General features: G+C 68.9%; 25 protein-coding genes. 8 read left to right on the top strand and 17 right to left on the bottom strand.

Annotation, left to right across the window (positions count from 1 at the left end; genetic code table 11):
* Positions 1 to 117: 117 nt before the first annotated feature.
* Together ACG00Y_RS06065 and ACG00Y_RS06070 are read right to left on the bottom strand one after the other, a co-directional pair.
* The gene (locus tag ACG00Y_RS06065) at positions 118 to 1,077 is read right to left on the bottom strand and encodes a tripartite tricarboxylate transporter substrate binding protein (RefSeq protein ID WP_394476933.1); all 960 of its coding nucleotides are present in this window, start codon (positions 1,075 to 1,077) and stop codon (positions 118 to 120) included.
* Between the two features lie 24 nt (positions 1,078 to 1,101).
* Positions 1,102 to 2,124: a porin gene (locus tag ACG00Y_RS06070; protein WP_394476935.1), complete on the bottom strand. Its 1,023-nt coding sequence runs from the start codon at positions 2,122 to 2,124 to the stop codon at positions 1,102 to 1,104.
* A gap of 127 nt (positions 2,125 to 2,251) precedes the next feature.
* On the opposite strand from ACG00Y_RS06070, the gene ACG00Y_RS06075 reads away from it, so the two are divergent.
* Positions 2,252 to 2,932, top strand: a complete 681-nt coding sequence (locus ACG00Y_RS06075) for a response regulator transcription factor (protein ID WP_394476937.1) — start codon at positions 2,252 to 2,254, stop codon at positions 2,930 to 2,932.
* A gap of 126 nt (positions 2,933 to 3,058) precedes the next feature.
* Positions 3,059 to 4,492 carry a sensor histidine kinase gene (locus ACG00Y_RS06080; RefSeq protein WP_394476938.1) on the top strand — a complete coding sequence of 478 codons (1,434 nt, stop codon included), beginning with the start codon at positions 3,059 to 3,061 and terminating at the stop codon, positions 4,490 to 4,492.
* 117 nt (positions 4,493 to 4,609) lie between these two features.
* On the opposite strand, the gene ACG00Y_RS06085 is transcribed toward ACG00Y_RS06080, so the two are convergent.
* Positions 4,610 to 5,509 carry a LysR family transcriptional regulator gene (locus ACG00Y_RS06085; RefSeq protein WP_394476940.1) on the bottom strand — a complete coding sequence of 300 codons (900 nt, stop codon included), beginning with the start codon at positions 5,507 to 5,509 and terminating at the stop codon, positions 4,610 to 4,612.
* A gap of 149 nt (positions 5,510 to 5,658) precedes the next feature.
* Between ACG00Y_RS06085 and ACG00Y_RS06090 the strand changes: the two genes are divergently transcribed.
* The 6 genes from ACG00Y_RS06090 to ACG00Y_RS06115 all read left to right on the top strand — a co-directional run bounded on the left by ACG00Y_RS06090 (position 5,659) and on the right by ACG00Y_RS06115 (position 9,822).
* Positions 5,659 to 6,822 carry an alpha/beta hydrolase gene (locus ACG00Y_RS06090; protein WP_394476942.1) on the top strand — a complete coding sequence of 388 codons (1,164 nt, stop codon included), beginning with the start codon at positions 5,659 to 5,661 and terminating at the stop codon, positions 6,820 to 6,822.
* Positions 6,823 to 6,832: 10 nt separating this feature from the next.
* Positions 6,833 to 7,426: a DapH/DapD/GlmU-related protein gene (locus tag ACG00Y_RS06095; RefSeq protein ID WP_394476944.1), complete on the top strand. Its 594-nt coding sequence runs from the start codon at positions 6,833 to 6,835 to the stop codon at positions 7,424 to 7,426.
* A 133-nt stretch (positions 7,427 to 7,559) separates the two neighbouring features.
* On the top strand, positions 7,560 to 7,901 hold the full coding sequence (locus ACG00Y_RS06100) for a cyclophilin-like fold protein (RefSeq protein WP_394476945.1): 342 nt from the start codon (positions 7,560 to 7,562) through the stop codon (positions 7,899 to 7,901).
* A gap of 41 nt (positions 7,902 to 7,942) precedes the next feature.
* The gene (locus ACG00Y_RS06105) at positions 7,943 to 8,968 is read left to right on the top strand and encodes a glycoside hydrolase family 43 protein (RefSeq protein WP_394476947.1); all 1,026 of its coding nucleotides are present in this window, start codon (positions 7,943 to 7,945) and stop codon (positions 8,966 to 8,968) included.
* Between the two features lie 217 nt (positions 8,969 to 9,185).
* Positions 9,186 to 9,410, top strand: coding sequence for an AbrB/MazE/SpoVT family DNA-binding domain-containing protein (locus ACG00Y_RS06110; RefSeq protein ID WP_394476948.1), 225 nt, complete (start codon positions 9,186 to 9,188; stop codon positions 9,408 to 9,410).
* A gap of 4 nt (positions 9,411 to 9,414) precedes the next feature.
* Positions 9,415 to 9,822: a PIN domain-containing protein gene (locus ACG00Y_RS06115; RefSeq protein WP_394476950.1), complete on the top strand. Its 408-nt coding sequence runs from the start codon at positions 9,415 to 9,417 to the stop codon at positions 9,820 to 9,822.
* Positions 9,823 to 9,912: 90 nt separating this feature from the next.
* Here the strand turns inward: ACG00Y_RS06115 and ACG00Y_RS06120 are convergent, their stop codons facing one another.
* The 14 genes from ACG00Y_RS06120 to ACG00Y_RS06185 all read right to left on the bottom strand — a co-directional run bounded on the left by ACG00Y_RS06120 (position 9,913) and on the right by ACG00Y_RS06185 (position 22,486).
* The gene (locus ACG00Y_RS06120) at positions 9,913 to 11,100 is read right to left on the bottom strand and encodes an MFS transporter (protein WP_394476951.1); all 1,188 of its coding nucleotides are present in this window, start codon (positions 11,098 to 11,100) and stop codon (positions 9,913 to 9,915) included.
* 5 nt (positions 11,101 to 11,105) lie between these two features.
* Positions 11,106 to 12,947, bottom strand: coding sequence for an arsenic resistance N-acetyltransferase ArsN2 (gene arsN2, locus ACG00Y_RS06125; RefSeq protein WP_394476953.1), 1,842 nt, complete (start codon positions 12,945 to 12,947; stop codon positions 11,106 to 11,108).
* Positions 12,938 to 13,426, bottom strand: coding sequence for a MarR family winged helix-turn-helix transcriptional regulator (locus tag ACG00Y_RS06130; protein ID WP_394476955.1), 489 nt, complete (start codon positions 13,424 to 13,426; stop codon positions 12,938 to 12,940). Before ACG00Y_RS06130 ends, arsN2 begins: the two co-directional genes overlap by 10 nt.
* Positions 13,427 to 13,542: 116 nt before the next feature.
* Positions 13,543 to 14,271, bottom strand: coding sequence for an arsenical resistance protein ArsH (gene arsH / locus ACG00Y_RS06135; RefSeq protein ID WP_394476957.1), 729 nt, complete (start codon positions 14,269 to 14,271; stop codon positions 13,543 to 13,545).
* Entirely contained in the window at positions 14,264 to 14,926 is a 663-nt protein-coding gene (locus ACG00Y_RS06140) for an aquaporin (protein WP_394476959.1), read from the bottom strand. Before ACG00Y_RS06140 ends, arsH begins: the two co-directional genes overlap by 8 nt.
* A gap of 2 nt (positions 14,927 to 14,928) precedes the next feature.
* Positions 14,929 to 15,432 carry an arsenate reductase ArsC gene (locus ACG00Y_RS06145; RefSeq protein ID WP_394476961.1) on the bottom strand — a complete coding sequence of 168 codons (504 nt, stop codon included), beginning with the start codon at positions 15,430 to 15,432 and terminating at the stop codon, positions 14,929 to 14,931.
* Positions 15,433 to 15,440: 8 nt separating this feature from the next.
* Positions 15,441 to 15,935 carry an arsenate reductase ArsC gene (locus ACG00Y_RS06150; RefSeq protein ID WP_394476963.1) on the bottom strand — a complete coding sequence of 165 codons (495 nt, stop codon included), beginning with the start codon at positions 15,933 to 15,935 and terminating at the stop codon, positions 15,441 to 15,443.
* Between the two features lie 12 nt (positions 15,936 to 15,947).
* Positions 15,948 to 16,277 (bottom strand): ArsR/SmtB family transcription factor, encoded by a 330-nt coding sequence (locus tag ACG00Y_RS06155; RefSeq protein ID WP_394476965.1) that lies wholly within the window; start codon positions 16,275 to 16,277, stop codon positions 15,948 to 15,950.
* A gap of 71 nt (positions 16,278 to 16,348) precedes the next feature.
* The gene (locus ACG00Y_RS06160) at positions 16,349 to 16,978 is read right to left on the bottom strand and encodes a hypothetical protein (protein WP_394476966.1); all 630 of its coding nucleotides are present in this window, start codon (positions 16,976 to 16,978) and stop codon (positions 16,349 to 16,351) included.
* A gap of 2 nt (positions 16,979 to 16,980) precedes the next feature.
* Positions 16,981 to 18,630 (bottom strand): putative porin, encoded by a 1,650-nt coding sequence (locus ACG00Y_RS06165; RefSeq protein ID WP_394476968.1) that lies wholly within the window; start codon positions 18,628 to 18,630, stop codon positions 16,981 to 16,983.
* Positions 18,631 to 18,648: 18 nt separating this feature from the next.
* Entirely contained in the window at positions 18,649 to 19,326 is a 678-nt protein-coding gene (locus ACG00Y_RS06170; RefSeq protein WP_394476969.1) for a TonB C-terminal domain-containing protein, read from the bottom strand.
* Positions 19,326 to 19,727, bottom strand: coding sequence for an ExbD/TolR family protein (locus tag ACG00Y_RS06175; protein WP_394476971.1), 402 nt, complete (start codon positions 19,725 to 19,727; stop codon positions 19,326 to 19,328). Before ACG00Y_RS06175 ends, ACG00Y_RS06170 begins: the two co-directional genes overlap by 1 nt.
* A gap of 653 nt (positions 19,728 to 20,380) precedes the next feature.
* Complete coding sequence (locus ACG00Y_RS06180) at positions 20,381 to 20,791, bottom strand: ExbD/TolR family protein (protein WP_394476973.1); 411 nt, start codon at positions 20,789 to 20,791, stop codon at positions 20,381 to 20,383.
* Between the two features lie 3 nt (positions 20,792 to 20,794).
* A complete protein-coding gene (locus ACG00Y_RS06185) occupies positions 20,795 to 22,486 on the bottom strand; it encodes a DUF2341 domain-containing protein (RefSeq protein WP_394476975.1) in 1,692 nt (563 codons plus the stop codon).
* Positions 22,487 to 22,492 lie beyond the last annotated feature (6 nt).

Here is a 22,492-nt window from a genome sequence, read left to right on the forward strand (position 1 = left end):
TCCCAAGCCGGCCCGTCTGGCGATGTGCGAGCGGCTCAATGCCGCGAGCATCGCCGTCCCCTCGGGGGACCGACCAGGCTTGCCGGCGTGCAGCCGAAGCAAGACTGGGCGAGGGGCTCACACCATTCCAGACTTGACCATGATCGCCCGCAGCGTCGCGAACTCGCGGTCCACGAAGGCGTCGAACTCGGGCCCGCTCAGCAGGGCCGGCGTCCAGCCGTTCTTGGCCAGCGACTCCGCCCAGCTCTTGCTCTTGAGGGCCTGCAACACCCTGTCCGTCATCGCCTTGCGCTGATCGGCCGTGATGCCGGGCGGGGCGTACAGGCCGCGCCAGTTGCCGATTTCCACGTCGATGCCCAGCTCCTTCAGCGTCGGTGCGTTCAGCCCCTTGATGCGGGTCGGCGCCGTGACGGCCAGCGCGCGCATCTTGCCGCTGTCGATGTAGGGCTGGAACTCGCTGAAGCCGCTGCCGCCCACCGTCACGTTGCCGCCCAGGATGGCCGCCACCGCCTCGCCGCCGCCGCGGAAGGGCACGTAGTTGATCTTGGCCGCGTCCACGCCGACATTGCGCGCAATCATGGCCGCGGCGATGTGCTCGGTGGCGCCGCGCGAGCCGCCGCCCCACTTGACGCTGCCGGGGTCCTTCTTGAGCTGGTCCACCACGTCCTTCATCGTCTTCAGCGGCGACGCGGCATGGACGACGTAGACGTTGTATTCGCTGATCAGCCGCGCGATGGGCGTGGCCTGCGACAGGCTGACCGGCGGCCTGCCGGTGATGATGCCGCCCAGCATGACGGCGCCCATGACCAGCAGTGCGTTCGGGTCGCCCTTGCTGGCGTTGACGAACTGCGCCAGGCCCAGGGCGCCGGCCGCGCCGCCCTTGTTCTCGAACTGCACCGAGGACGCGACACCCGCGTCCTGCAGCGCCTTGCCGAGGGCGCGGCCGGTGGTGTCCCAGCCACCGCCGGGGTTGGCGGGAATCATCATCTTCATCGGCACGCCTGCCGCATGGGCCGAGGGCAGTGCACCGGCGGCGGCCAGGGCCGCCAGGGACTTCAGGAAGGTGTCGCGACGCATGGGTATCTCCTTGGTCTTGTCAGCTTAGAAGGAGTGGTAGATGCCGGCTTCGGCACCACTCGATCCCTGGCCCGGCGTGATGGCCGAACCACCTGGGATCAGGAACCGCCCCGTCGCACTATTGTTGACCTTCGAGACCGTCGTGTAGAGCGACGTGCGCTTGGACAGCGTGTGCACATAGCCCAGCGCGTACAGCTTGCCGGTGTAGTCCTGGCCGTTGGCGCTGTTGCTGGACTTGGCGTTCACGAAGCTGGCGCGGATGACGCCCGAACCCACCTTGTAGTGGGCACCGATGGCGACGTTCTTCTGCTCGCGCGTCGTCTGCTTGCTGTTGTGCACGAGGCCCAGCAGCTTGAGCGCGCCGAGGGTGTAGCTGGCGCCCAGGTTGACGACCTTGAACTTGTCGCCGGCCAGCGTGTTGGTGGTCTCCGACGCGGCCAGCGCGACATCCAGCCCGTCGCCGGCCCAGCCGATGCGTGCGCCGACATAGCGGCCCGTCGAGCCCTCGCCAGCCGCCACCATGGCCTGGCCGTAGACGCCGCCCAGGCCACCCGGCAGGAAGTAGCCGACCGAGTTGTCGGAGCGGATCACCGTCTTGGCCGTGCCCGACACGCCGTCGAAGCCATAGACCAGATTGCTGGCCGCGCCCACGCCGTTGGTGCCGAAGGCGTTGAAGCGGCTGATGCTCCAGAAGGTGGGCGTGTAGTCGCGGCCCAGGCGCAGCTCGCCCGCGTCCTTGCTCGCGAGGCTGACCGTCGCGCGGCGCCGCCAGTCGCCGCCGGCGCCCGTGTCGGGGCCGATCGCGCCTTCCAGGTGGAAGCTGGCGCTCAGGCCGTTGCCCAGCTGCTCCTGGCCCCGGAAGCCGATGCGGCTGGTCTGCATGCCGTCGATGCTCTCCAGGTTCAGCGTCTTGTTGCCGTTCTTCAGGCGCTGCACGCCGACGTCGAGCACGCCGAAGATGGTCACGCTGGAGGTGGTCTGGGCGGCGGCCAGCGTCGATGCGCCGGCAAGCGCCACGAGGGCGAGCGTCTTCATTTGCGATGTCATCGCTTGTCTCCTGTATGTCTTATTGGGAGTTCCATCCTCGACAGCGAGGCTGTCATTCGGCTGTCCATCGCCTCGGGGTAAACCTCAGCCCCAGCCGCAGGGGATCACAGTGCTAGCCTGCCGCCCCATGAAGCTGTTGGTGATCGAGGACAACGCCGCGATGCAGACCTCGTTGCAGAGGTCGTTCGAGCGGCGCGGCTTTCGCGTCGTCATCTGCGACGACGGCGCTAAGGCCTTGAGCCGCTGGCGCGCCAGCGTGCCGGACGTCGTGCTGCTGGACCTGTCGCTGCCCGGCCAGGACGGGCTGGACGTGCTGGCCCAGGCGCGTGCCGAGGGGCTGACGACGCCGGTCATCATCATCACGGCCCGGGGCACGCTGGGCGACCGCATCCTGGGCCTGAACACCGGTGGCGACGACTACCTGCCCAAGCCCTTCGACCTGGATGAACTGGAAGCCCGCATCCGTGCGCTGGTGCGCCGCCAAGGCCAGGCCAGCGAGGCACGGCCGCCGGATGTGCCCAGCTTCTGCGGCCTGCGCGCCGACGTGGAGAGCGGCGCCGTCTACCACCAGGGCCAGCCACTGGACCTGCCGCCACGCGAGGCCGCGCTGCTGCGCGCGCTGCTCGTGCGGCCGGGGCAGGCGATGGCCAAGGACAAGCTCTTCGACCTCGTGTTTGCCGACGCGGCCGATGCCCAGCCCGATGCCATCGAGGTGGTCGCTTACCGGCTGCGCAAGCGGCTGCCGGCGGCCAGCGTGAAGCTGGTGACGCTGCGTGGTCTCGGCTATCTGCTGCAAGCCGATGACTGAGTTCAAAACCAAGCAAAGCCCCGTAGGGCGGGTCGCGACCCGCCGTTTGCCGGGGGCTGCACACATCTGCATCCGTCCACCTAGCGGCGGGTCGCGACCCGCCCTACAGGCTGCTGCACGCCGATGATGCCTAGCCGTCTGGCCCGACGCCTCGCCGGCCTGTCCATGCGCGCCCGGCTGCTGTGGGGCATCCTGCTGCCGGTGGGCCTGCTGGTGGCCGTCAATGCGGTGAGCCTGTACCGCGAGACGCTGCGCGCCGTCGACACCGCCTACGACCGCACGCTGCTGGCCTCGGCCAAGAGCATCGGCGAGCTGCTGGGTGTGGACGGCAGCGGTGACGAGGCCCGGCTGGTAGCGCCCGTGCCCTATGCAGCGCTGGAGGCCTTCGAGACCGATGGCCGCAGCCGCCTGTATTTCAAGGTGCGCGGCTTCAAGGGCGAGATGGTGTCGGGCTACGACGACCTGCCCAGCTGGACCGGCCAGCTGCCCGTGCAGGGCGCCTACCCGGCGCTGGTGGACTTCTACGACGCCAGCTTTCGCGGCGAGCCGGTGCGCATGGCCGTGCTGCTGCAGCCGGTCTCGGGCCAGACCGGCATGGGCCTGGCCACCATCCAGGTGGCCGAGACGCTGGACCTGCGGCGCAGCCTGGCGCGCCAGGTATTGCTGCATACGCTGTGGCGCCAGGCGGCGCTGCTGGCGGTCATCGCCATCGTCGTGTGGGCCGTCGTGCAGCGCGCGACCCGCCCGGTGCGCGAGCTGAGCGCCGCGCTGCGCGAGCGTGACGCCGGCGACTTCAGCCCGCTGCAGGCGCCTGACCTGCCCGTCGAGCTGACCCCGCTGATCGCCGCCACCAACGAGGCGCTTGCCCGCCAGGCGCGGCTGCTGGAGCATCAGAAGCGCTTCGTGCGCGATGCCTCGCACCAGCTGCGCACACCGCTGGCCGTGCTGAAGGTGCAGGTGCAGTCGGCCCGCCAGGGCGACGTGGAGCCCCTGCAGGCGCTGGCCGAGATCGCCACGACGGTGAACCGCGCCACCCAACTGGCCAACCAGATGCTGGCGCTGGCGCGCGCCGAGCAGATGCGCCAGCCCGGCGAGGCCATGCCCACGCAGGACTGGGCCGAGATCACCCGCGCCGTGGCGCTGGACCTGGCGCCGCTGATCGCCAAGCAGGGCCTGGACTTCGACATCCGCACCGAGCCCGCGCCCATCGCCAGCCACGAATGGGCGCTGCGCGAGCTGACGCGCAACCTGCTGCACAACGCCATCCAGCACACGCCGGCCGGCGGGCGGCTGGCCATCGACTTGTCGGTTGACGCCGGCATGGCGCGGCTGCTGATCGCGGACGGCGGCACCGGGCTGACGGCCGAGCAGCAGGCCCGGCTGTTCCTGCCCTTTGCGGCCGGCGACACCGGCAAGGGCTCGGGCCTGGGCCTGGCGATCTGCCAGGCGCTGGTGCATTCGCTGGGCGGGCAGATCGAGTTGGTGAACCGCAGCAAGGGTGAACGTGTCACGGGCCTGGATGCGCGCGTGCAGTTGCCGCTGGCGCAGCGTCGCAGCTGAGGGCTTGCGGGCCGAGAGGTTTTGTTCGTTCACCGTAGCGGCGGCCGGCCGTGGACTTGAGGTGCAAGTTGGGGATTTGTTCTTTAGACCTGACCTCGTTCTGTGCAGGCCCTCTTGCTACCGCGAAGCCTCGTATCGCAGCGCCTGCAGCACCAGCGTGAAGGCCGGTGACGGCTGCCGGCGGCTGGGGTAGTAGAGGTGGTAGCCGGCGAAGGGCGGGCACCAGTCTTCCAGCACGCGCACCAGGCTGCCGTCGGCCAGGTAGGGCTCCAGCTCGTCTTCGGGCAGCAGGCTGATGCCCAGGCCGGCGATGGCAGCGTCGGCCTGCGGCGGTGCCGTGTTGAAGATCAGGGGGCCATCGACACGCACATTGACGTGCTTGCCGCGACGGCTGAAGTCCCAGACATAGAGGCCGCCGGAGGTCGGCATGCGCTGGTTGATGCAGCGATGCGACATCAGGTCCTGGGGCGTCTTCGGCTTGGGATGCTGCGCGAAGTAACCGGGTGATGCCACCACGGCCATGCGCAGCTCGGGGCCAATCGGCACGGCGATCATGTCCTTGTCGATGGTGTTGCCCAGGCGCACACCCGCGTCGAACCGGTCGGCCACGATGTCGCGGAAGCCATAGCTCATGTCGAACTCGAGCGTGATGTCGGGGTACTCGTGCAGCAGCGGCCCGAGCTTGGGCATCAGCACGTTGCGCAGCACGTGGTCGCCGCAGGTGATGCGCACGGTGCCGGCCGGCTTGTCGCGCAGCGCGGTCAGCGCATCGAGTTCGGCTTCGATCTCGTCGAAACGGTGGCCGATGGCCTGCGCCAGCCGCTCGCCCGCCGGCGTGGGCGCGACGCTGCGCGTCGTGCGCGTGAGCAGGCGCATCTGCAACCGCTCCTCCAGCCCACGTATCGCCTGGCTGAGCGCCGGCTGGGTCACGCCCAGCGTCGCGGCGGCGCGTGTGAAGCTGCCTTCGCGCGCCACGGTCACGAAGGCGAGCAGGTCGTTGAGGTTGCGTCTTGCCATGTGCGGTACCGCTTGGATTGATTAGCCAGCCTTATAAGCTGCATAAGCGTCCATCACCTAGTCATGGGCTTCGTGCGTCGTCAAACTTCCTGTCATCCCAGAACACGCATGGGCCGGGTGTACGTCCGGTCCGGCCAAGGAACATCGACATGACGAAGCAGACTTCATCGAACTCCCACCCGCTCGACGACCAGCAGGACGCGCCCCAGCGTCGCAGTTTCCTCGCCGGGGCCGGCGTCGGCCTGGTCGCCATCGGCGGCCTGGTGGCGGGCGCGTCCTCAGCGGCCCAGGATCAACCAGCCTCGCCCGCTGCCGCACCACGTCGCGGGGATCGCCAGCCCGGGGATGCCGACAACTTCTATCAAAGCGCAGCGGTCACGACGCGCAAGGTGCGCTTTCGCAACCAGTACGGCATGGACGTCGCAGGCAATTTGTTCACCCCCAAGCGGCCGGGCAGCGCCGGACCCCAGGCGGCCATCGTCGTCGGGCACCCGATGGGCGCCGTCAAGGAGCAGAGCGCCAACCTCTACGCCACGAAGTTGGCCGAGCAGGGCTTCGTGACGCTGTCCATCGACCTGCCGTTCTGGGGCGAGAGCGAAGGCCGCCCGCGCAACGCGGTGTCGCCCGACCTCTATGCCGAAGCCTTCAGCGCTGCGGTCGACTACCTGGGCACGCAGCCTGCCGTGGACCGCGAACGCATCGGCGTCCTCGGAGTCTGCGGCAGCGGCAGCTTCGTCATCAGCGCGGCCAAGATCGACCCGCGCATGAAGGCCATCGCCACGGTCAGCATGTACGACATGGGTGCCGCCAACCGGCAGGCGCTGAACCAGTCGCAGACGGTTGCGCAACGCAAGGCCGTCATCGCCCAGGCCGCGCGGCAGCGCGATGTCGAGTTCACTGGCGGTGAAACGCAGTACACCAGCGGCACGGTGCACCAGATCACGCCGGCCTCCCACCCGATCGAGCGCGAGTTCTTCGACTTCTACCGCACGCCCCGCGGCGAGTACACGCCGCCCGGCCAGTCGCCGCTGCTGACCACTCACCCCACGCTCAGCAGCAACGTCAAGTTCATGAACTTCTATCCATTCAACGACATCGAGACGATCGCGCCGCGCCCGATGCTGTTCATCACCGGAACCGAGGCTCACTCGCGGGAGTTCAGCGAGGCCGCGTTCCAGCGCGCGGCGGAGCCGAAGGAACTGCACTGGGTGCCCGGTGCCGGCCACGTCGACCTGTACGACCGCGTGAACCTAATTCCCTGGGCCAAGCTGACAGCCTTCTTTGGCCACCATCTGGCGCGGCCCGCAGCTTGAAGGAAAGGCAATGAGCACCCGCGACATCTTCCAGCGCGAGCTGGCTGGCGACACCATTTCCCTCAGCGACCCGGAGTACCCGAAGATCGCCGCGCTGATCACCGAGGCGCAACGTGTCGTCGCCCAGATGAACACCGGCTATCACGACGCCGCCGAAGTGCGCGCCCTGTTCAGCCACCTGACCGGCACACAGGTCGACGAATCGTTCGCGCTCCTGCCCCCGTTCTACAGCGACTTCGGCAGGAACATCCGCGTCGGAAAGAACGTGTTCATCAACCACGCCTGCGAGTTCATGGACCGCGGCGGCATCACCATAGGCGACGACGTGCTCATCGGCCCCAAGGTGAACCTGGTCACCATCAACCACCCGCTTGATCCGGCAACCCGCCGTTCCACGCATTGCGCGCCCATCATCATCGAGAAGGGTGCGTGGCTGGCCGCCGGTGTCTCCGTGATGCCCGGCGTGACCATCGGCGAGAACGCCGTGGTGGCTGCCAATGCGGTCGTGACGCGGGATGTGCCGGCGAACACGGTGGTGGGCGGCATTCCCGCGCGTTTCATCAAGCACATTGACGGCGCGCGCGGGCAGCGCGACGCCGGCTGACATGGCGCTGATGAAATCCTCCCGGGCAGCAGCCGGCCTGCTGGCATTGATGCTCGCGTTTTCCGCTGCTGCTGCGGACAGACCGTTGGAAGAAGGACGCAGCGGCAAGCCAGCCGCATCGAAGGAGACAACCATGTGGATGACCGTGGACACCCGGCGTTTTGCCGTGACGCTGGAGGACAACGCCACCACGCGCGCCTTCGTCGCGTTGCTGCCGGCCACCTTCGACATGGTGGAGCTGAACGGCAACGAGAAATACGCCAAGCTCCCGCGCAGCCTGCCCACGGCCGCCGCGCCGCTGAGAAACATCCGCGCCGGTGACGTGCTGCTCTATGGCGACGACACGCTGGTGGTGTTCTACGAGGCGCTACGCTCGGACTACAGCTACACGCGGATCGGCCGCATCGAGACGCCCACCGGCCTGGGTGCGGCCTTGGGCCGCGGCAACCCGCGCGTCAGCTTTGCTGTGCCGTGAAGAATCGCCTCGTCCACCACGCGCCGTCTCAGAGTCAGTCCATGCCCTTGATCAATCAACAAACGCAGTTGGCCGGGCCTTCCGCTGGACTCGTCGCTGCGGGCACGGCACTCGCAGCCAATCCGGTGCTGCCGGGCTGGTACGCCGATCCGGACATTCGCATCTTCGGCGACCGGTACTGGATCTATCCGACCTATTCGGCCGACGGGCCGGTCCCTGCGGAGCCCAGCCGTTTCACGGCATGGCAGGCCCAGCAGCGGGCATCGCCCACGATCTGGAGCCCATTCCTCAAGCAGACGTTTCTCGACGCCTTTTCCTCGCCCGATCTCGTCACCTGGACCCGTCATCCGCGCGTGCTCGACATCGAGAACGTCAGCTGGGCGGCCTATGCGATGTGGGCGCCTTGCACGATCGAACAGGACGGGCGCTATTTCCTGTTTTTCGGCGCCAACGACATCAAGAGCGATCAGCAGATCGGTGGCATCGGCGTGGCGGTCAGCGACCGACCGGACGGCCCGTTCCGGGACGCCATTGGCAAGCCGCTGATCGGCAGCATCGTTCACGGCGCGCAACCGATCGACCAGATGGTGTTCCGCGATGACGACGGGACCTGCTATCTGTACTACGGTGGCTGGAAGCACTGCAACGTCGTCCGCCTGTCCCCCGAGCTCACCAGCCTGACCCCGTTCGAGGACGGCCAGACCTACAAGTCCATCACGCCGTCACCCGACTATGTCGAGGCGCCGTTCATGCTGAAGCGGCGCGGCGTCTACTACCTGATGTGGTCGGAGGGCGAGTGGACCGGGCCCCTGTACAGCGTGGCCTATGCCACGGGGCCCAGTCCCCTCGGGCCGTTCACGCCACGGGGCAAGATCCTCCAGCAGGACCCTCGCGTGGCCCGGGGCGCCGGGCACCACTCGGTGATCTGCATCCCTGGCACCGACGACTGGTACATCGTCTATCACCGGCGCCCCCTGGATGAGACCGACGGCAATCACCGCCAGGTAGCGATCGATCGCCTGCACTTTGGGGACGACGGCAGCATCGAGCCGGTCGTGATGACCTAGGCAGGCCTGCAACCGCGAAGTGGCGACGGCGCTGCTTGCGCACGGGATCGGCCAGGTCCTCAACCCATACCCGTAGTTGGAACCCCTGACGATCCAGCCAGGCCGCAGGCTTGCGGCGCCCTTCCTCAACACAGAGAGCCAGCGCCCGCCCATTGCGTTGCTGACTTGCAATGACCTCTCGATTTCCTTACGATTTCGTTGATCGAAAGGAATTCTCATGTCGGAAGCCACCCTCACCGCCAAAGGCCAGACCACCATCCCCAAGGAAATCCGCGAGCGGCTGGGCCTGGAAGCCGGTGACAAGCTGACCTTCACCACCCTCAGTGACGGCACCGTCGTCATGCGTGCCAAGACCCGCCGCCTGCTCGACCTCGCCGGCAGCCTGACCCGCCCTGGCCAGCCTTCGGTCAGCGTGGAAGAGATGAAGCCCTTCCGCAGCTGAAAGGGTGAGCACCGCCATCGACACCAACGTCCTTGTGCGCCTGCTGGTGCGCGATGACGAGTCGCAGTTCCAGGCGGCAACGCGTCTGGTCGAGCGGGCAGAAGCCGCAGGCGAGCCCTTGTTGATCGTTCTCACCACGCTGCTGGAAACCGAGTGGGTGCTGCGCAGCCGCTACCGCCTCGACAAGCCGGCCATCGCCGCCACGTTCGCACGATTGCTGGAGACGGATGGCGTCGCGCTTGAGCATGAGCCGACGGCCGAGGAAGCGCTCTACATCTGGAACCAGCACCCTAGCGCCGACTTCGCGGACTGCCTGCACAACGCCCGCGCGGCGCAACTGGGGCGGACGCGCTTCGTCACCTTCGACGCCGCTGCCGCCAAGCTACCGCGTGGCGAACTGCTCGGCCTATGAAGCCGGGCGGGTCGCGACCCGCCCTGGGCGCCACGGGGTATGGCCAGCTCGGGCAGATCGCGTTGCGAGACCGCGGCGAGGGCGGGCGGGTCACGGGCCTGGATGCCTGCGTGCGCCTGCCGGCAGGCGCACGACCAGCAGCGCCGCCAGCGCGCTGAGCGCCAGCGCCGCCGAGAACCACAGCGCCGCCGTGCCGAAGCCTGCGAGCAGCAGGCCGAACAACCAGGGTGCCAGTGCCTGGGCCAGCCGCGCCGGCAGCATCAGCAGGCCTTGCCGATGGCCGTAGCCGGCCGGCCCGAACAGCGCCAGCGGCAGCGTGCCCTTGGCGATGGTCAGGATGCCGTTGCCGGCGCCGTGCAGCAGCGCGAAGGCCGCAGCCACGGGCGCGCCCAGCAACGCCAGCATCGCCGCGCCCAGCGGGTGCAGCAGCGCGGCGATGCGCGCGGAGTACAGCGGGTGCAGCCGCCGCAGCAGGCCGAACTCCAGCAGCCGCCCGGCCACCTGCGCCGGCCCCACCAGCGCGCCGATGGCGATGACGGCGCCGGGCGCCGCGCCGGTGGCCGCGAGCAATGCGGGCAGGTGGGCCGCCATGGCCGTGCTGATGAACCAGGTCACGGCGAACACCCAGGCCAGCAGCGCGGCGGTGCGCAGCGGCGGGTCCGCCGCGTCCGCCTCGGCTGGCGGTTGTTGATCGATTGCGACCGACGACGCCGGCAGCGCCGCCCGGGGCAGCCACGCGTTCAACGGCAGCCCGATGAGCAAGTGCAGCCCGGCCCAGGCCCAGCAGGCGCCGCGCCAGCCAAAGGCCTGTTCCAGCACGGCCGTGAGCGGCCAGCCGACGGTGCTCGCGAACCCGGCGATCAGCGTGATGCCGGTGATGGCGCTGCGCGCCTCGTGGCCGTACAGCCGCACCAGCGACGCGAACGCCGCTTCGTAGAGGCCGCTGCCCATCGCCAGCCCCATGACCGCCCAGGCCGCGAACAGGCTGAGCGGCCCGGTGGCCACGGCCATCAGCGCCAGGCCCAGCGCGAACAGGCCGCTGGTGGCCATCAGCACCGGCCGCCCGCCCCAGCGGTCGATGCGCCGGCCGCTGTAGGGGCCGACGAGGGCGGAGATGACGAGAGCCGCCGAGAAGGCCGCGAACACCGTCGGCTCGGATACGCCCAGCTCGCCCGCCATCGGCCGCGCCAGCATGGCGGGCAGGTAGTAGGACGAGGCCCAGGCCAGTGTCTGGGCGGTGCCCAGCGTGGCGACGACACGTGTGCGGCCGGGTTGCATCAAGGTCAGCCGCAGCAGCGTGCGGGTTGCGCAACCGGCGCAGCAGCCGGCCCGCATCCGCGCTTGGGCGTTGCAACGGCCACCGCTGCGACCTGCGGCGCCGGGCCGCAGCAGCCCGTGGTCGCAGCCTCGGGTGCCAGCTCCACCGAGCACACGCCCGTCTCGGGCAGATCCAACTCCACGCGGTCCGCCGCAGTCAAGTCACCAGCGATGGCCGCCGCCACCGAGCGCGCCTGCTCGAAGCCGGTGGCCATCAGGAAGGTCGGCGCGCGGCCATAACTCTTCACGCCCACGGTGTAGAAGCCGGGCTCGGGATGCGCCAGCTCGCGGTGGCCGTGCGGGCGCACGGTGCCGCAGCTGTGCAGGTTGGGGTCGATCAGCGGGCCCAGCGCCTCGGTGGACTCCAGCCATTGGTCCAGCTTCAGGCGCAGCTCGCTGGTGAGTGACAGGTCGGGCCGCTGGCCAGTGGCGCAGATGATCTCGTCGAGGCCGTTGACGACGACGGGCTGCTGCTGCGTATCCAGGCCGGTGACGCGCAGTTGGCCGCCGACGCGCGCTATGCGCGTGACGCGCAAGCCGCTGAAAAACTCCAGCGTGCCGCTGTCGCGCAGCCGGCGCAGCGATGCGCCCAGCGCGCCGCGGGCGGGCAGCGCGTCGGCACTGCCGCCGCCGAAGACGCGTTGCAGCGCCGGCGAGCGCACCGCCCAGGCCAGGCGTGTGCCGGGCGTTTGCCGGGCGAGGTCGGCCAGCGCCAGCAGCGCATTCGCGGCCGAGTGGCCGGCGCCCACGACCAGCGTGCGTTTGCCCCCGTAGCGGCTGCGCTGCGCGCCGGCCACGTCGGGGATGCCGTAGAAGATGCGGTCCTGCGCCTCGGCCTCACCGATGGCCTGCAGCCCGTTGGCGCCGACCGGGTTGGGCTGGTTCCAGGTGCCCGTCGCGTCGATGACGGCGCGGGCGCGCAGCTCGTGCACTTCGCCGTTGCGCTCGTAGCGCACCAGGAAGGCGGCCTTGTCTCGGCCCGCGCTCTTGACCTTGTCGAAGCCCTCGCGGCTGACCGCCAGCACGCGGGCGCCAAGCTTGATGAACGGCGCGACCTGCGGCAGCGCGGCGAAGGGTTGCAGCACGCGTTCGGCCACCTCGCCGGCGCGGGGGAGCTCGGCTGCGGGCGGGGCTTCCCAGCCGGTCGGTGCCAGCAGCCGGGCCATCCCGGCGTCGACATTGAACTGCCAGGGCGAGAACAGCTGCACATGGCCGTAGTCGCGCAGGTTGGCGCCGACCTGCGTGCCGGCCTCCAGCGCGACAAAGGGCAGGCCCCGCTCCACGAGCTGCGCCACAGCGGCAAGGCCCACGGGCCCCGCGCCCAGCACGGCCACGGGCAGCGTGGCGTCGGCCACGGGCGCCTCGCGCAGCGTCAGCGCCATCAGCGCGGCGCAGGCCGGGCAGGCGCCCTGGAACTCGGCCGAGGCCTTCAGCGCCTGCGGGGCGTCCTCGTTCTTCATGCGCTTGAAGCCGTACTGCGCGAAGTATTCCGGCGCCGTGACGGTCAGCAGATAGAGCGCCGCGATGTCCCGGGAGCGCGCCTCGTGCAGCAGCCGCTCGACGAGCAGCCGGCCTATGCCCTGCCTGTGCAGGCCCGGCGCGACGGCGACCGAGCGCAGCAGTGCGACCTGGCCGTAGACCTCGGCGCCGGCGCAGCCGACGACTTCGCCGTTGCTCGTGGCGAGTAGGTAGGTCGGCAGATGGGATTGCGCGCCCTCGGTGGGCAGCTTGTTGGCCAGCAGCAGCGCCTCGACGGCCGGCCAGTCGGACGCGCCGGCCTGGCGCAGGGAAATGGCGTTCAGCAACATGGTTTGGAGTCCTGGGTGGGCTGCCGAGGCTCGGGCGACAGGCAGCACATGGCGGCGGTGTCTTCACGCAGAGCCTTCAGCAGCGTCAGCAATGAGTGCTCGACGGCGTCCCGCTCGCGCGCGCTCAGCGAGGCGAGCAGCGCGGCGGCGTGGTCATCGAGGGTCTGGTTCAGCTCAGCCACGGTGCGTTCGCCGTCGGCGGTGAGCGTGACGAGCCAGCTCCTTGCGTCTTGCGGGTTCGGCTCCTTGGTCACCAAGCCACGGGCTGCCATGGCCTCCACGGCACGCGACACCCAGCTCTTCTCCAGGCTGACCCGCGTGCCCAGCTCCGACAGCGGCAGCGGCCCGGCGCGGCCAAGCTCGGTCAGCAGATGGCACTGCGTGCTGGTGGTGCGGCAGCAGTCGGCCACGACGCGCTGGGCGCGGGTGTACATGCGGGCGACTTCGCGCAACAGGCTGCCGGCGGAGGATGCGGTCATTTGGGTGTGTGTAGCAACTATCTGGGCGCATGATCGGGTTCGCCTTTGTGGTTGTCAATAGCAACTATCTGGGCCAGAGAAACGGGGCCTGAGCCCCGTGCTGCCCGTGGGAGGTGTCAGATGGCGCGCTGGTTGACTCGCCGGGACAGCTCCTCGGCGCTCTCCTCGCGCTCGCTGTAGCGGTCCACCAGGTAGGGCCCGAGGTCGCGCGTCAGCAGCGTGAACTTGAAGAGTTCCTCCATCACGTCCACGACGCGGTCGTAGAAGGCCGAGGGCTTCATGCGGCCGTCCTCCGTGAACTCGGCAAAGGCCTTGGCGACGGAGGACTGGTTGGGGATGGTCAGCATGCGCATCCAGCGGCCCAGCACGCGCAGCTGGTTGACGGCGTTGAAGGACTGCGAGCCGCCCGACACCTGCATGACCGCCAGCGTCTTGCCCTGCGTGGGCCGCACGGCGCCAGAGGTCAGCGGAATCCAGTCGATCTGCGCCTTCATGATGCCGGTCATGGCGCCGTGCCGCTCGGGCGAGGTCCAGACCATGCCCTCGGACCACATTGCGAGGGCGCGCAGCTCCTGCACCTTCGGGTGGCCGTCCGGCGCGTCGTCGGGCAGCGGCAGGCCGCTGGGGTTGAAGATGCGCACCTCGGCGCCCATGGCCTCCAACAGGCGGGCGGCCTCGAAGGTCAGCAGCCGGCTGTAGGAGCGCTCACGCAGCGAGCCGTAGAGCATGAGGATGCGCGGCCGGTGCTGCGACGGGGTTGGTGTCAGCCGCTGCTGCGTGGGCACGTCGAACAGGTCGGCGCGCAGCGCGGGGAAGGTCGTGTCGGGGAACAGGAGTTCAGACATGGCGGGCTTTCGCAGGCGCAGACAGCAGTTGATGGACAGCCACCGCCAGCGCGGTGCCGACGAACTCGGCCGCCACGAAGCCCGGCGCGCTCGCCGGGGCGATGCCCGCAAAGCTGTCGCTGAACATACGGCCGAACACGGCCGCCGGGTTGGCGAAGGACGTGGACGCCGTGAACCAGTAGGCCGCGCCGATGTAGGCCGCCACCATCGCCGCCACGCGCGTGGGCGGTGCGCGCAGGATGACCAGCAGCAGGCCGAAGGTGGCGACGCATTCGGCGACCCACTGGCCCGTGCCGCTGCGCAGCTTGGTGGAGAACTGCAGCAGGCTCATGTCGAACATCGCATGGGCCAGCCAGGCGCCAAGCATGGCGCCGAAGAGCTGAACGGCGACATAGGGCAGCAGCGACGCCAGCGGCAGCTCGCCCCGCCAGGCCATGACGGCGCTGACCGCCGGGTTGAAGTGGGCGCCGCTGACGGGGCCGAACACCTCGATCAGGATGTACAGCCCGCCGACTGTGGCCAGCGTGTTGGCCAGCAGCGCGATGGCGACATTGCCGCCCGACAGGCGCTCGGCCATGACGCCGGAGCCGATGACCACAGCCAGCAGCAGCGCCGTGCCCAGGCCCTCGGCGAGGAGCTTGCGGGACAGGCTCATGCTCAGCTCTTGTAGATCTCGGCCAGCGCCTGTTGCAGCTCGGCCTTGCTCATGGTTTCCAGGGGCAGTTGCAGCAGCTGCAGCATGCGGTAGCCGATGGCCTGGCGCGTCAGCTCGAAGGCGCGGCGCTTGCCTTCGTCGCCGCCCTCGGCGTTGGACGGGTCCGGGTAGCCCCAGTGCACTTTCACGGGTTGACCGTTGCCTCCGAAGAACACCGGGCACTGCTCGGCCGCCGCGCTGTCGCAGACGGTGATGACGATGGACAGCGGCGGCGCGCCGTCCTGGCTGAAGCGGTCCCAGCTCTTGCTGAAGTAGCCGCTGGTGTCCACACCGGCGCTCTGAAGGGCCTCGACGGCGAAGGGGTTGATGCGGCCGCTGGGTGCGCTGCCGGCGCTGTGCGCCTGCACGTCTTTGCCGAGCTTCTTGGCCCAGTGGTTGAGCATGCCCTCGCTGAGGACGCTGCGCGCGGAGTTGTGGGTGCAGAGGATGAGGACGTGGGTGGTCATGGGAGGCTTCAGCGGGTGCCGATCTGTTGAATCTCGTGCTGGATGGCCAGTGGCTCCAGCTTGGGGATGGGTAGCGCCAGCAGCAGCTCAATGCGGCGCTTCAGCGTGACGGCCACGTCCAGGAAGGCCTGCTGGCGCACCGCGTCGCTGCCCTGCACGGCGGCCGGCTCGGGCACGCCCCAGTGGGCCGACATCGGCTGGCCCGGCCAGACGGGGCAGACCTCGCCGGCTGCCGAGTCGCAGACCGTGAAGACGAAGTCCATGATGGGCGTGCCCGGCCCCGCGAACTCGCCCCAGCTCTTGCTGCGAAAGCCGTCGGTCGGGATGTGCAAGGAAGCCAGCGTCTGCAAGGCCAGCGGGTTGACGACGCCGGTCGGCTGGCTGCCGGCCGACCAGGCCTTGAAGCGCCCGTTGGCCAGGCTGTTCATCAGTCCCTCGGCCAGGATGGAGCGGGCTGAGTTGCCGGTGCAGACGAAGAGCACGTTGAAGGTGTTGTCGAGCATGGGAAGTCCCGTTCAGCAGGTGGTGCAGGAAGTGGTGCCGTCCTCTACGGCGCAGGCGGCGCCCTGGCAGCAGTTCTGGGTCAGGTAGCCGAGCAGCGCGTTCATCTGGCCGTAGTGGGCGCGGTAGATCAGGTTGCGGCTGGCGCGCTCCTGCGTTACCAGGCCGGCGTTGACCAGCTCCTTCAGGTGGAAGGACAGCGTCGCCGCCGGCACGCCCAGGGCCTCGTGGATGGCGCCCGGCGTCAGGCCCGCGTCGCCCACGACGACCAGCGCGCGGAACACCTGCAGGCGCAAGGGCTGGGCCAGCGCCGCGAGGCCTTTGATGACGTCTTGTTCTTCCATGATTTCATTATTATGGAAATATAGGAGAAAAGGCAAGCCTGTGTGCGGCATGCCCGCGGCATGCCTGAACCTCAGCGCGCGATGCGCCGGGCTGCCAGCTCGGTGCGCAGCTTCTCGGCCTGGTCCTCGAAGCGCACGGCGGTCAGGCCCAGCACGGGGTCTTGCAGCAGGGCGGTGTCCAGCGTCGAGCGGCCCTGCCAGCGCTTCACCAGGTCCTGGGCTATGGCATACAGCTCGCGGTTCTTGGTCTCGGCATCGGCCAGCGCCTGGGTGCTGCGCTCCAGCAACTGGGTGATGGCCTGGTTGGCCTGCTGGCGTGACGCGGCGTCCTGGCGCGCGGCCATCAGCTGCTGCTGCAGGGCCTGCTCGCGCTCGGTCGCCTTGGCCTCGCCGTCCTGCTGGGCAAGCTTTGTGGCCTGCAACTGGGCGCGCAGCGCTTCCAGCTCGGCCTCGCGTGCCTTGAGCCGCGCTGCGCTGCCGGAGATCTGCGCCTTGGCGCCGCTGGCGTCCTTGAGTGCGGCGGCGGCCTCGGCCTCGAACCTGGCCTTCTCGGCCTGCAGCGTGCTCTGCTGCTCCTGCGCGGCGCGCAAGGCCGCCTGGGCGCGGCGCAGCGCCTCGCGCTCCTTGGAGACCTTGGCGTCCTGCGCCTGGGCGCCCAGCGCGAGCAGGGCGGCGAGGGTGAGGGTGGTGAGGCGCTTCATGTTCAGAACCGGACGTTCAGATCGAGCTGGAAAACATCGATGCGTAGCGGCGCGCTGCTGAGGTTGCCGCTGAGCGAGGTCGGGTCCCCGGGCACGGCCAGGAAGCGCATGCTGTCGTCGAGGTTGCGCGTGCTGGTCCATCGCGCGCCCAGCCAGAAGCCGCGGTCCAGGCCGTAGTTGCCACCCAGGCTCCAGCCCTTGTAGTTGGTGCCACCCAGGTGCCAGGTCGTGTCCGTGAAGCCGTCGATCCAGGCATCGCGCTCTACCAGGCGCAGGGCCGCAAAGGCCTGCCAGTCGCCGCGCCGCGCCAGCCTGGGTGCGCCGGCCTGTACACGGCCTTGCAGGGCGGTGGTCTTCTCGCGCAGGTCGGGCATGGCGACGCCGGCACGGGCCTGGATGTCCTTCAGGTCGAAGCCGGTGTTCTTGATCCAGTCCAGCGTGATGCCCACCGGCACGGGCATGACGCCATAGAGCTGCAGGCCCAGCGTCAGGTTGACCGGGCGGAAACGCGACGCCAGGCCCCAGGTCGGCGCGGCCGTGCTGGTGGGGTCGTTGAGGTTGATCAGCGTGTTGCCCTTCAGGCGCAGGCTGGTCGGGTATTGCGACGCGAAGTAGTTGGTCGCGCCATTGCGCGGGCCGCTCGGCGGCGGGCTGCTCTCGCGCTGGCCGGCCACCTTGTGGAACTCGTAGCCCGCCAGGCCCAGCTTGAACTGCACGCCGCGCGCCAGGTCGATCTCGCCGCCCAGCTGCGCGCCGAGCAGCCATTTGTCGCGCGTGCTCAGGTTCAGTTCCTCCAGCGGGAAGACGCCGGCCGTGGCGAACAGGCCGCGCTGCGGCGCGAAGGCATGGCTGAGCTTGGCGGCCACGCCGTCGAAGGCCAGGTCCTCGGGCCAGACCAGGTCGGTGCTGTAGAAGGGGTTGGGCATGCGGCCGACATCGGCCGACAGACCGTTCATGAAGGTCGGCGGTTGCCAGCGGATGTAGGCGCGGTCCAGGCCGAGGGTATAGCGGTTGAAGTTGTTGCCCAGGGTCTGCGAGGTGGACGTGGCGCTGTTGCCCGTGCTGCCGGTGGCCAGGCGAATGCCGGCCAGCACCTGGTCGCTCAAGCGGGCTTCCACGTCGATGCGGCCACGCAGCGTCAGGCGCTGCCGGCCGGTGGTCGTGTTCGTCAGGTCGGGGGCCCAGGCGGGCGAGGCGGTCTGTGCGCGGTAGACCTCCGCGGGCACGTTGCGGTCGTCGAAGAATTCGCTCTGCGCGCGGGCGCGGATGTCGCCAGCGATCTTGACGCGGCCCAGCCACTCCGGAAGCGCATCAGCCTGGCCCCAGCGCTCGCCCTTGGCCTGGGCCAGCACCTCGGCCTTGATCTCGTCGCGCATCTGCTGGCGCAGGGTCTCGGGCACATAGGGGATGCGCAGCACATTGGGCTTGGCGGCGTCGGCCTGCGGCTGTGGTGCCGGCGTGGCGGCCGTGGTCTGCGCCTGCTTCAGGATGGCCTCGGCTTTGTCGCGCGTCAGCAGGCCTTGGGCGACGAGGGCGTCGATGAGGGCTTGCGTCGTCGCGCGCAGGCGGGCGAGTTCTTCCTTGTCGGTGGTCTGGGCCGCAGCAGGCAGTGCGAGCAGGCTGGCAGTCAGCAGCGTGAGGATGGGTTTCATGAGTGGGATGGATCTGAATCAGGCTTGGGGCCGCACGCTGAGCCGGAAGCGCATCGGCTGCGACAGGGCCAGCGCGGGTGGTGGCGGCAACTTGAGCTGGCGGCGGGTTTCGTCGAGGGCGGTGCGCAGCGCGCTGTCGTTGCCGTCGTTGCCGCTGGGGCTGAGTTCAAAGCGCTGGATGCCGCCGTCCTTGTCCAGCCAGATGGCGAAGGTGGCGGTCAGCTGCTCGGCGTCGGACTTCAGATGGCGCTCGATCTCGACCTGCAGCAGCTGGCGCGCGTTGTTGGCATAGAAGCGCTCCTGGGCGCGGTCGGCCGCCGTGCCGGCGGGGCCGGCGCTGCCGCCGGTGGTCGGCGCACCGCCCGCGTAGTCCTTGGCCACGCTGCCCGCCGCGAAGGCGCTCGGGCCGTCGCCGGCCGCGCCTTCCATCTTGAGCTGTTCGGCGGCCTTGGGCGCGTCGGCCTGCTTGGGCTGCTCCTCGCGCATGACCTGCTTGGGCTCTTCCTTGGGCGGCTCGGGCTTCTTCTCTTCCTTGGGCGGCGGGGGAGGGGGTGGCGGCGTGTCGGGCAGGATGGAGATCTTGGCGACCTGGCGCTTGGGCGCCTCGGTCTTGATGCCCTTGACGGCCCACCACACGGCCAGGCCCAGCAGCAGGCAGCTGGCCGCGACGATCAGCTTGATGTGGCTGGTCTTCATCACGTGCCGATCCGGCTTGTGACCAGGCCCATGTTGACCTGCAGCTTGTTGCACAGGTCGATGACGGCGACGACGCTGGCGTACTGGGTGCGGGCGTCGCCCTTGATGGCAACGGACATGTGCGGGTCGCGTGCCTTCGCGGCGACGAGCTGGGCTTCCAGCTCGTCGAGGCTCACGCCCACGCCGTTCACCAGCACGCCGCCGTCGGGCATGACTTGCACGATCTTCAGCTCGTGCTTTTCGGTGCTGGGCTTGTTGCTGGGCTTGGGCATGGTGATGCTCAGGCCTTGCACCGAGGCGGTGGTCATCAGGATGAAGACGACGAGCAGCACGTAGGCGAGGTCGAGCATCGGGGTGACGTTGATGCTGTCGTAGGGTTTGGCGTCTTGGTTGACTTGCATTTGTCAGACGCTCCGCTGGGGTTGTTGTTGTTGTTGCTTTGGCTTGGCGCGGAGGCCCATGCCGGGATTTCGCCCCGGCGGGCGACTCACTTTCTTGGGCGCCCAAGAAAGTAAGCAAAGAAACCGCCCCCGAACCGCCCGGCCCTTAGCTTCGCAGCGGGCTGCCCTGCGGTACTCAGGCCTTGAGGCCTCGCACAGAACTCGCTTCGCTATGCTGCGCTCAGACAGCTGTGCGAAGTCAGTTGACGAAGCGTGCTGCGCACGCGGCCTCAAGGCCTTCCGTTCCTCGGCGGGCTCAGAGGGGGGAATAGAAATACCTCGGTGCGAACGGCTTTCGGGTTTGGCTGTTGGCTGTTGCGGCTGTTCGGGGGCTCCCCCTTGGAGGAGCCGAGAAGCGCAGCAACCCGAGGCGTGCGCGAAGCGCACTTCGTCAACTGACTTCGCGCAGCTGTCTGAGCGCAGCGTAGCGAAGCGAGTTCTGCGCGAGCCTCGGGTTGCGAGCATCGCAGGGGACCCCGCAGCGCAGCGAAGGGGCGACGGAACGGGGGCGGTTTCTTTGCCTACTTTCTTGTCCGCACAAGAAAGTAGGTCGCCCGCCGGGGCGAACTCCCGGCTGGGCCTTGGCGACAAGACAAAACACCGAAGAACAACCATCACTGCCCCGCCCGCTTCGTCACAAGCCCAATCTCCGTGATGTCCAACTTCTTGGCCACCTCCAACACCTGCATCACCTTGTCGTACTGCGCCGCCGCGTCCGCTTTCAACACCACGGGCAGCGAAGGATTCGCCGACTTGTACTGAGCCAACGACGCCCGAAGCTGCTCCATGTCGACGGGATAGGCGTCCAGATACACCCCCCCATCCGCCGTGATCGTGATCGCACGTGTCTGCGGCTTCGCCAGGTTGTTGGCCGCCTGCGTCTCGGGCGACTTCACCTTCACGCCCTGCACCGACGCGGTCGTCAGGATGATGAAGACCACCAGCAGCACATAGGCCAGGTCCAGCATCGGCGTGACGTTGATGTCGTCGTAGAGCTGGTTGTCGCCCTTGATGTCGGCGGACATGACTTACCTGGCTCCGTACAGCTCGGCCACGCGAGTGATGAACTCGTCGATGAAGATCTGCATGTCCGACGTCGCGTTCTTGATCTGCGCCGCCAGGTAGTTGTAGCCAAACAGCGCGGGGATCGCCACGCCCAGGCCGGCCACCGTCGCCAGCAGCGCCGCGGCAATGCCTGGGGCGATCGCGTTCACGTTCACGTCGCCCGCCGCAGCAATCGCCGCGAAGGTGATCATCACGCCCACCACCGTGCCCAGCAGGCCCAGGAACGGCCCGCCCGAGATGGCGATGGTCAGCAGCACCATGCCCGAGTTCAGCTGTGCGTTCTCGCGCACATAGTCGGCATCGACCGAGGCCTTCACCGCGTCCAGCGACGCGCCCGACAGCGGCAGGCTGCCCGCCTCGCCGACCTTGCGCTTGGCCAGCTCGCGGATGCCGGCCTGGTACAGCCGGTAGATCGGCGAGGCCGGATGCGGCGCGTGCGTCTCCAGCTTCAGCAGCTCCTCGTTGGCCTCGCGGAACTTCAGCACGAAGCTGCGGTTGGCCCTGGCCACCTGGGTGACCAGCATGCCCTTGGTGACCATCACCCAGCAGGCGATGACGAACATGATGCCGAGGATGATGATGACCACCCAGGCGTCCACCGTCAGGTTCTTGACGAGCACGCCCATGTAGCCGTGGTCGCCGCCGCCCTCGGCCTCGGCGGCACCCTGGGCTTCACGCATGGATGCGACCAGCTTGCTCTCTGCCCCCTGCGCGCCCGCCGCGACGGCGAGCCAGTCCGCGCTGCGCAGCGTGGCGGCCACCTGCACCTCGTCCATCAGGCCGCGTGCGTCTTCGCCCAGGCGCAGGCTGTTGCCCAGCGCCGGCGTGGCCAGGTCGCCCTGGGCCACCTGCGCGCCGTTGACGAACAGCGTCGCCTTGCCCAGGCCCAGCCGCAAGGCGACCTGCGTCCAGCGCGCCACCGGCACCTCGCCGCCCGACACCTCGGCCTTGTCGGCACGCACCACGACCTTGCCACCGTTCAGACTCAGCGTCAGCCCGCCCCAGTTCAGCAGCGTCGCGCGCTGCACGTCGTCCAGCTTCACCCACAGGCTGACGGTCAGCTGGTTGCCCGCGTCGACCACGGGTTTGTCGGACAGCGCATAGACGATCGCGTCGCCCGACAGCTTGGCGCTGGTGGCCAGCAGCCCGTTGGGCTCGGTGACCAGCGTGCCCTGCGGCTTGACGGCGCCGAGCTGGTCCGACCCCGCCGGCTTGTCGCTGAAGTGCAGCGCGATGACGGTGGCGGCGTCAAACCCGTTCGCGTCCAACGCTTCCACCGCCGCCTTGGCATTGCCGCCGTAGACGTAGAAGCTGTTCTTGTCCGTGCCGGGCAGCACGCTCGGCAGTTGCACCCAAAGCACGGCCAGCTCGTTGACGCTGTCGAAGCGCTCGACGCTGAACTTCAGTGGCGTCTTGTCATCGGCGGCGATGACGCGCAGGTCGCTGCCGTCCTCCTTGGCCGCCGTGAAGTCGAAGTTGCCCGAGTGCAGCCGCACCGCCACGGCGACGCCGCTGGCGGCTTCCTTGGTTTCCAGGCCTTGGCTCGACGTGTTCAGCGTGATCTTGGCGCGTTCGGTCCAATCGGGGTTCCACCAGGCGTGGGCGGTGGCCGGCAGCAGCGTGGCGAGAAGAAGTGAGGTGAGTGCTTTGCGCATGGTCTA

It is taken from the genome of Pelomonas parva (assembly GCF_043555835.1).
Lineage (GTDB): Bacteria > Pseudomonadota > Gammaproteobacteria > Burkholderiales > Burkholderiaceae_C > Pelomonas > Pelomonas parva.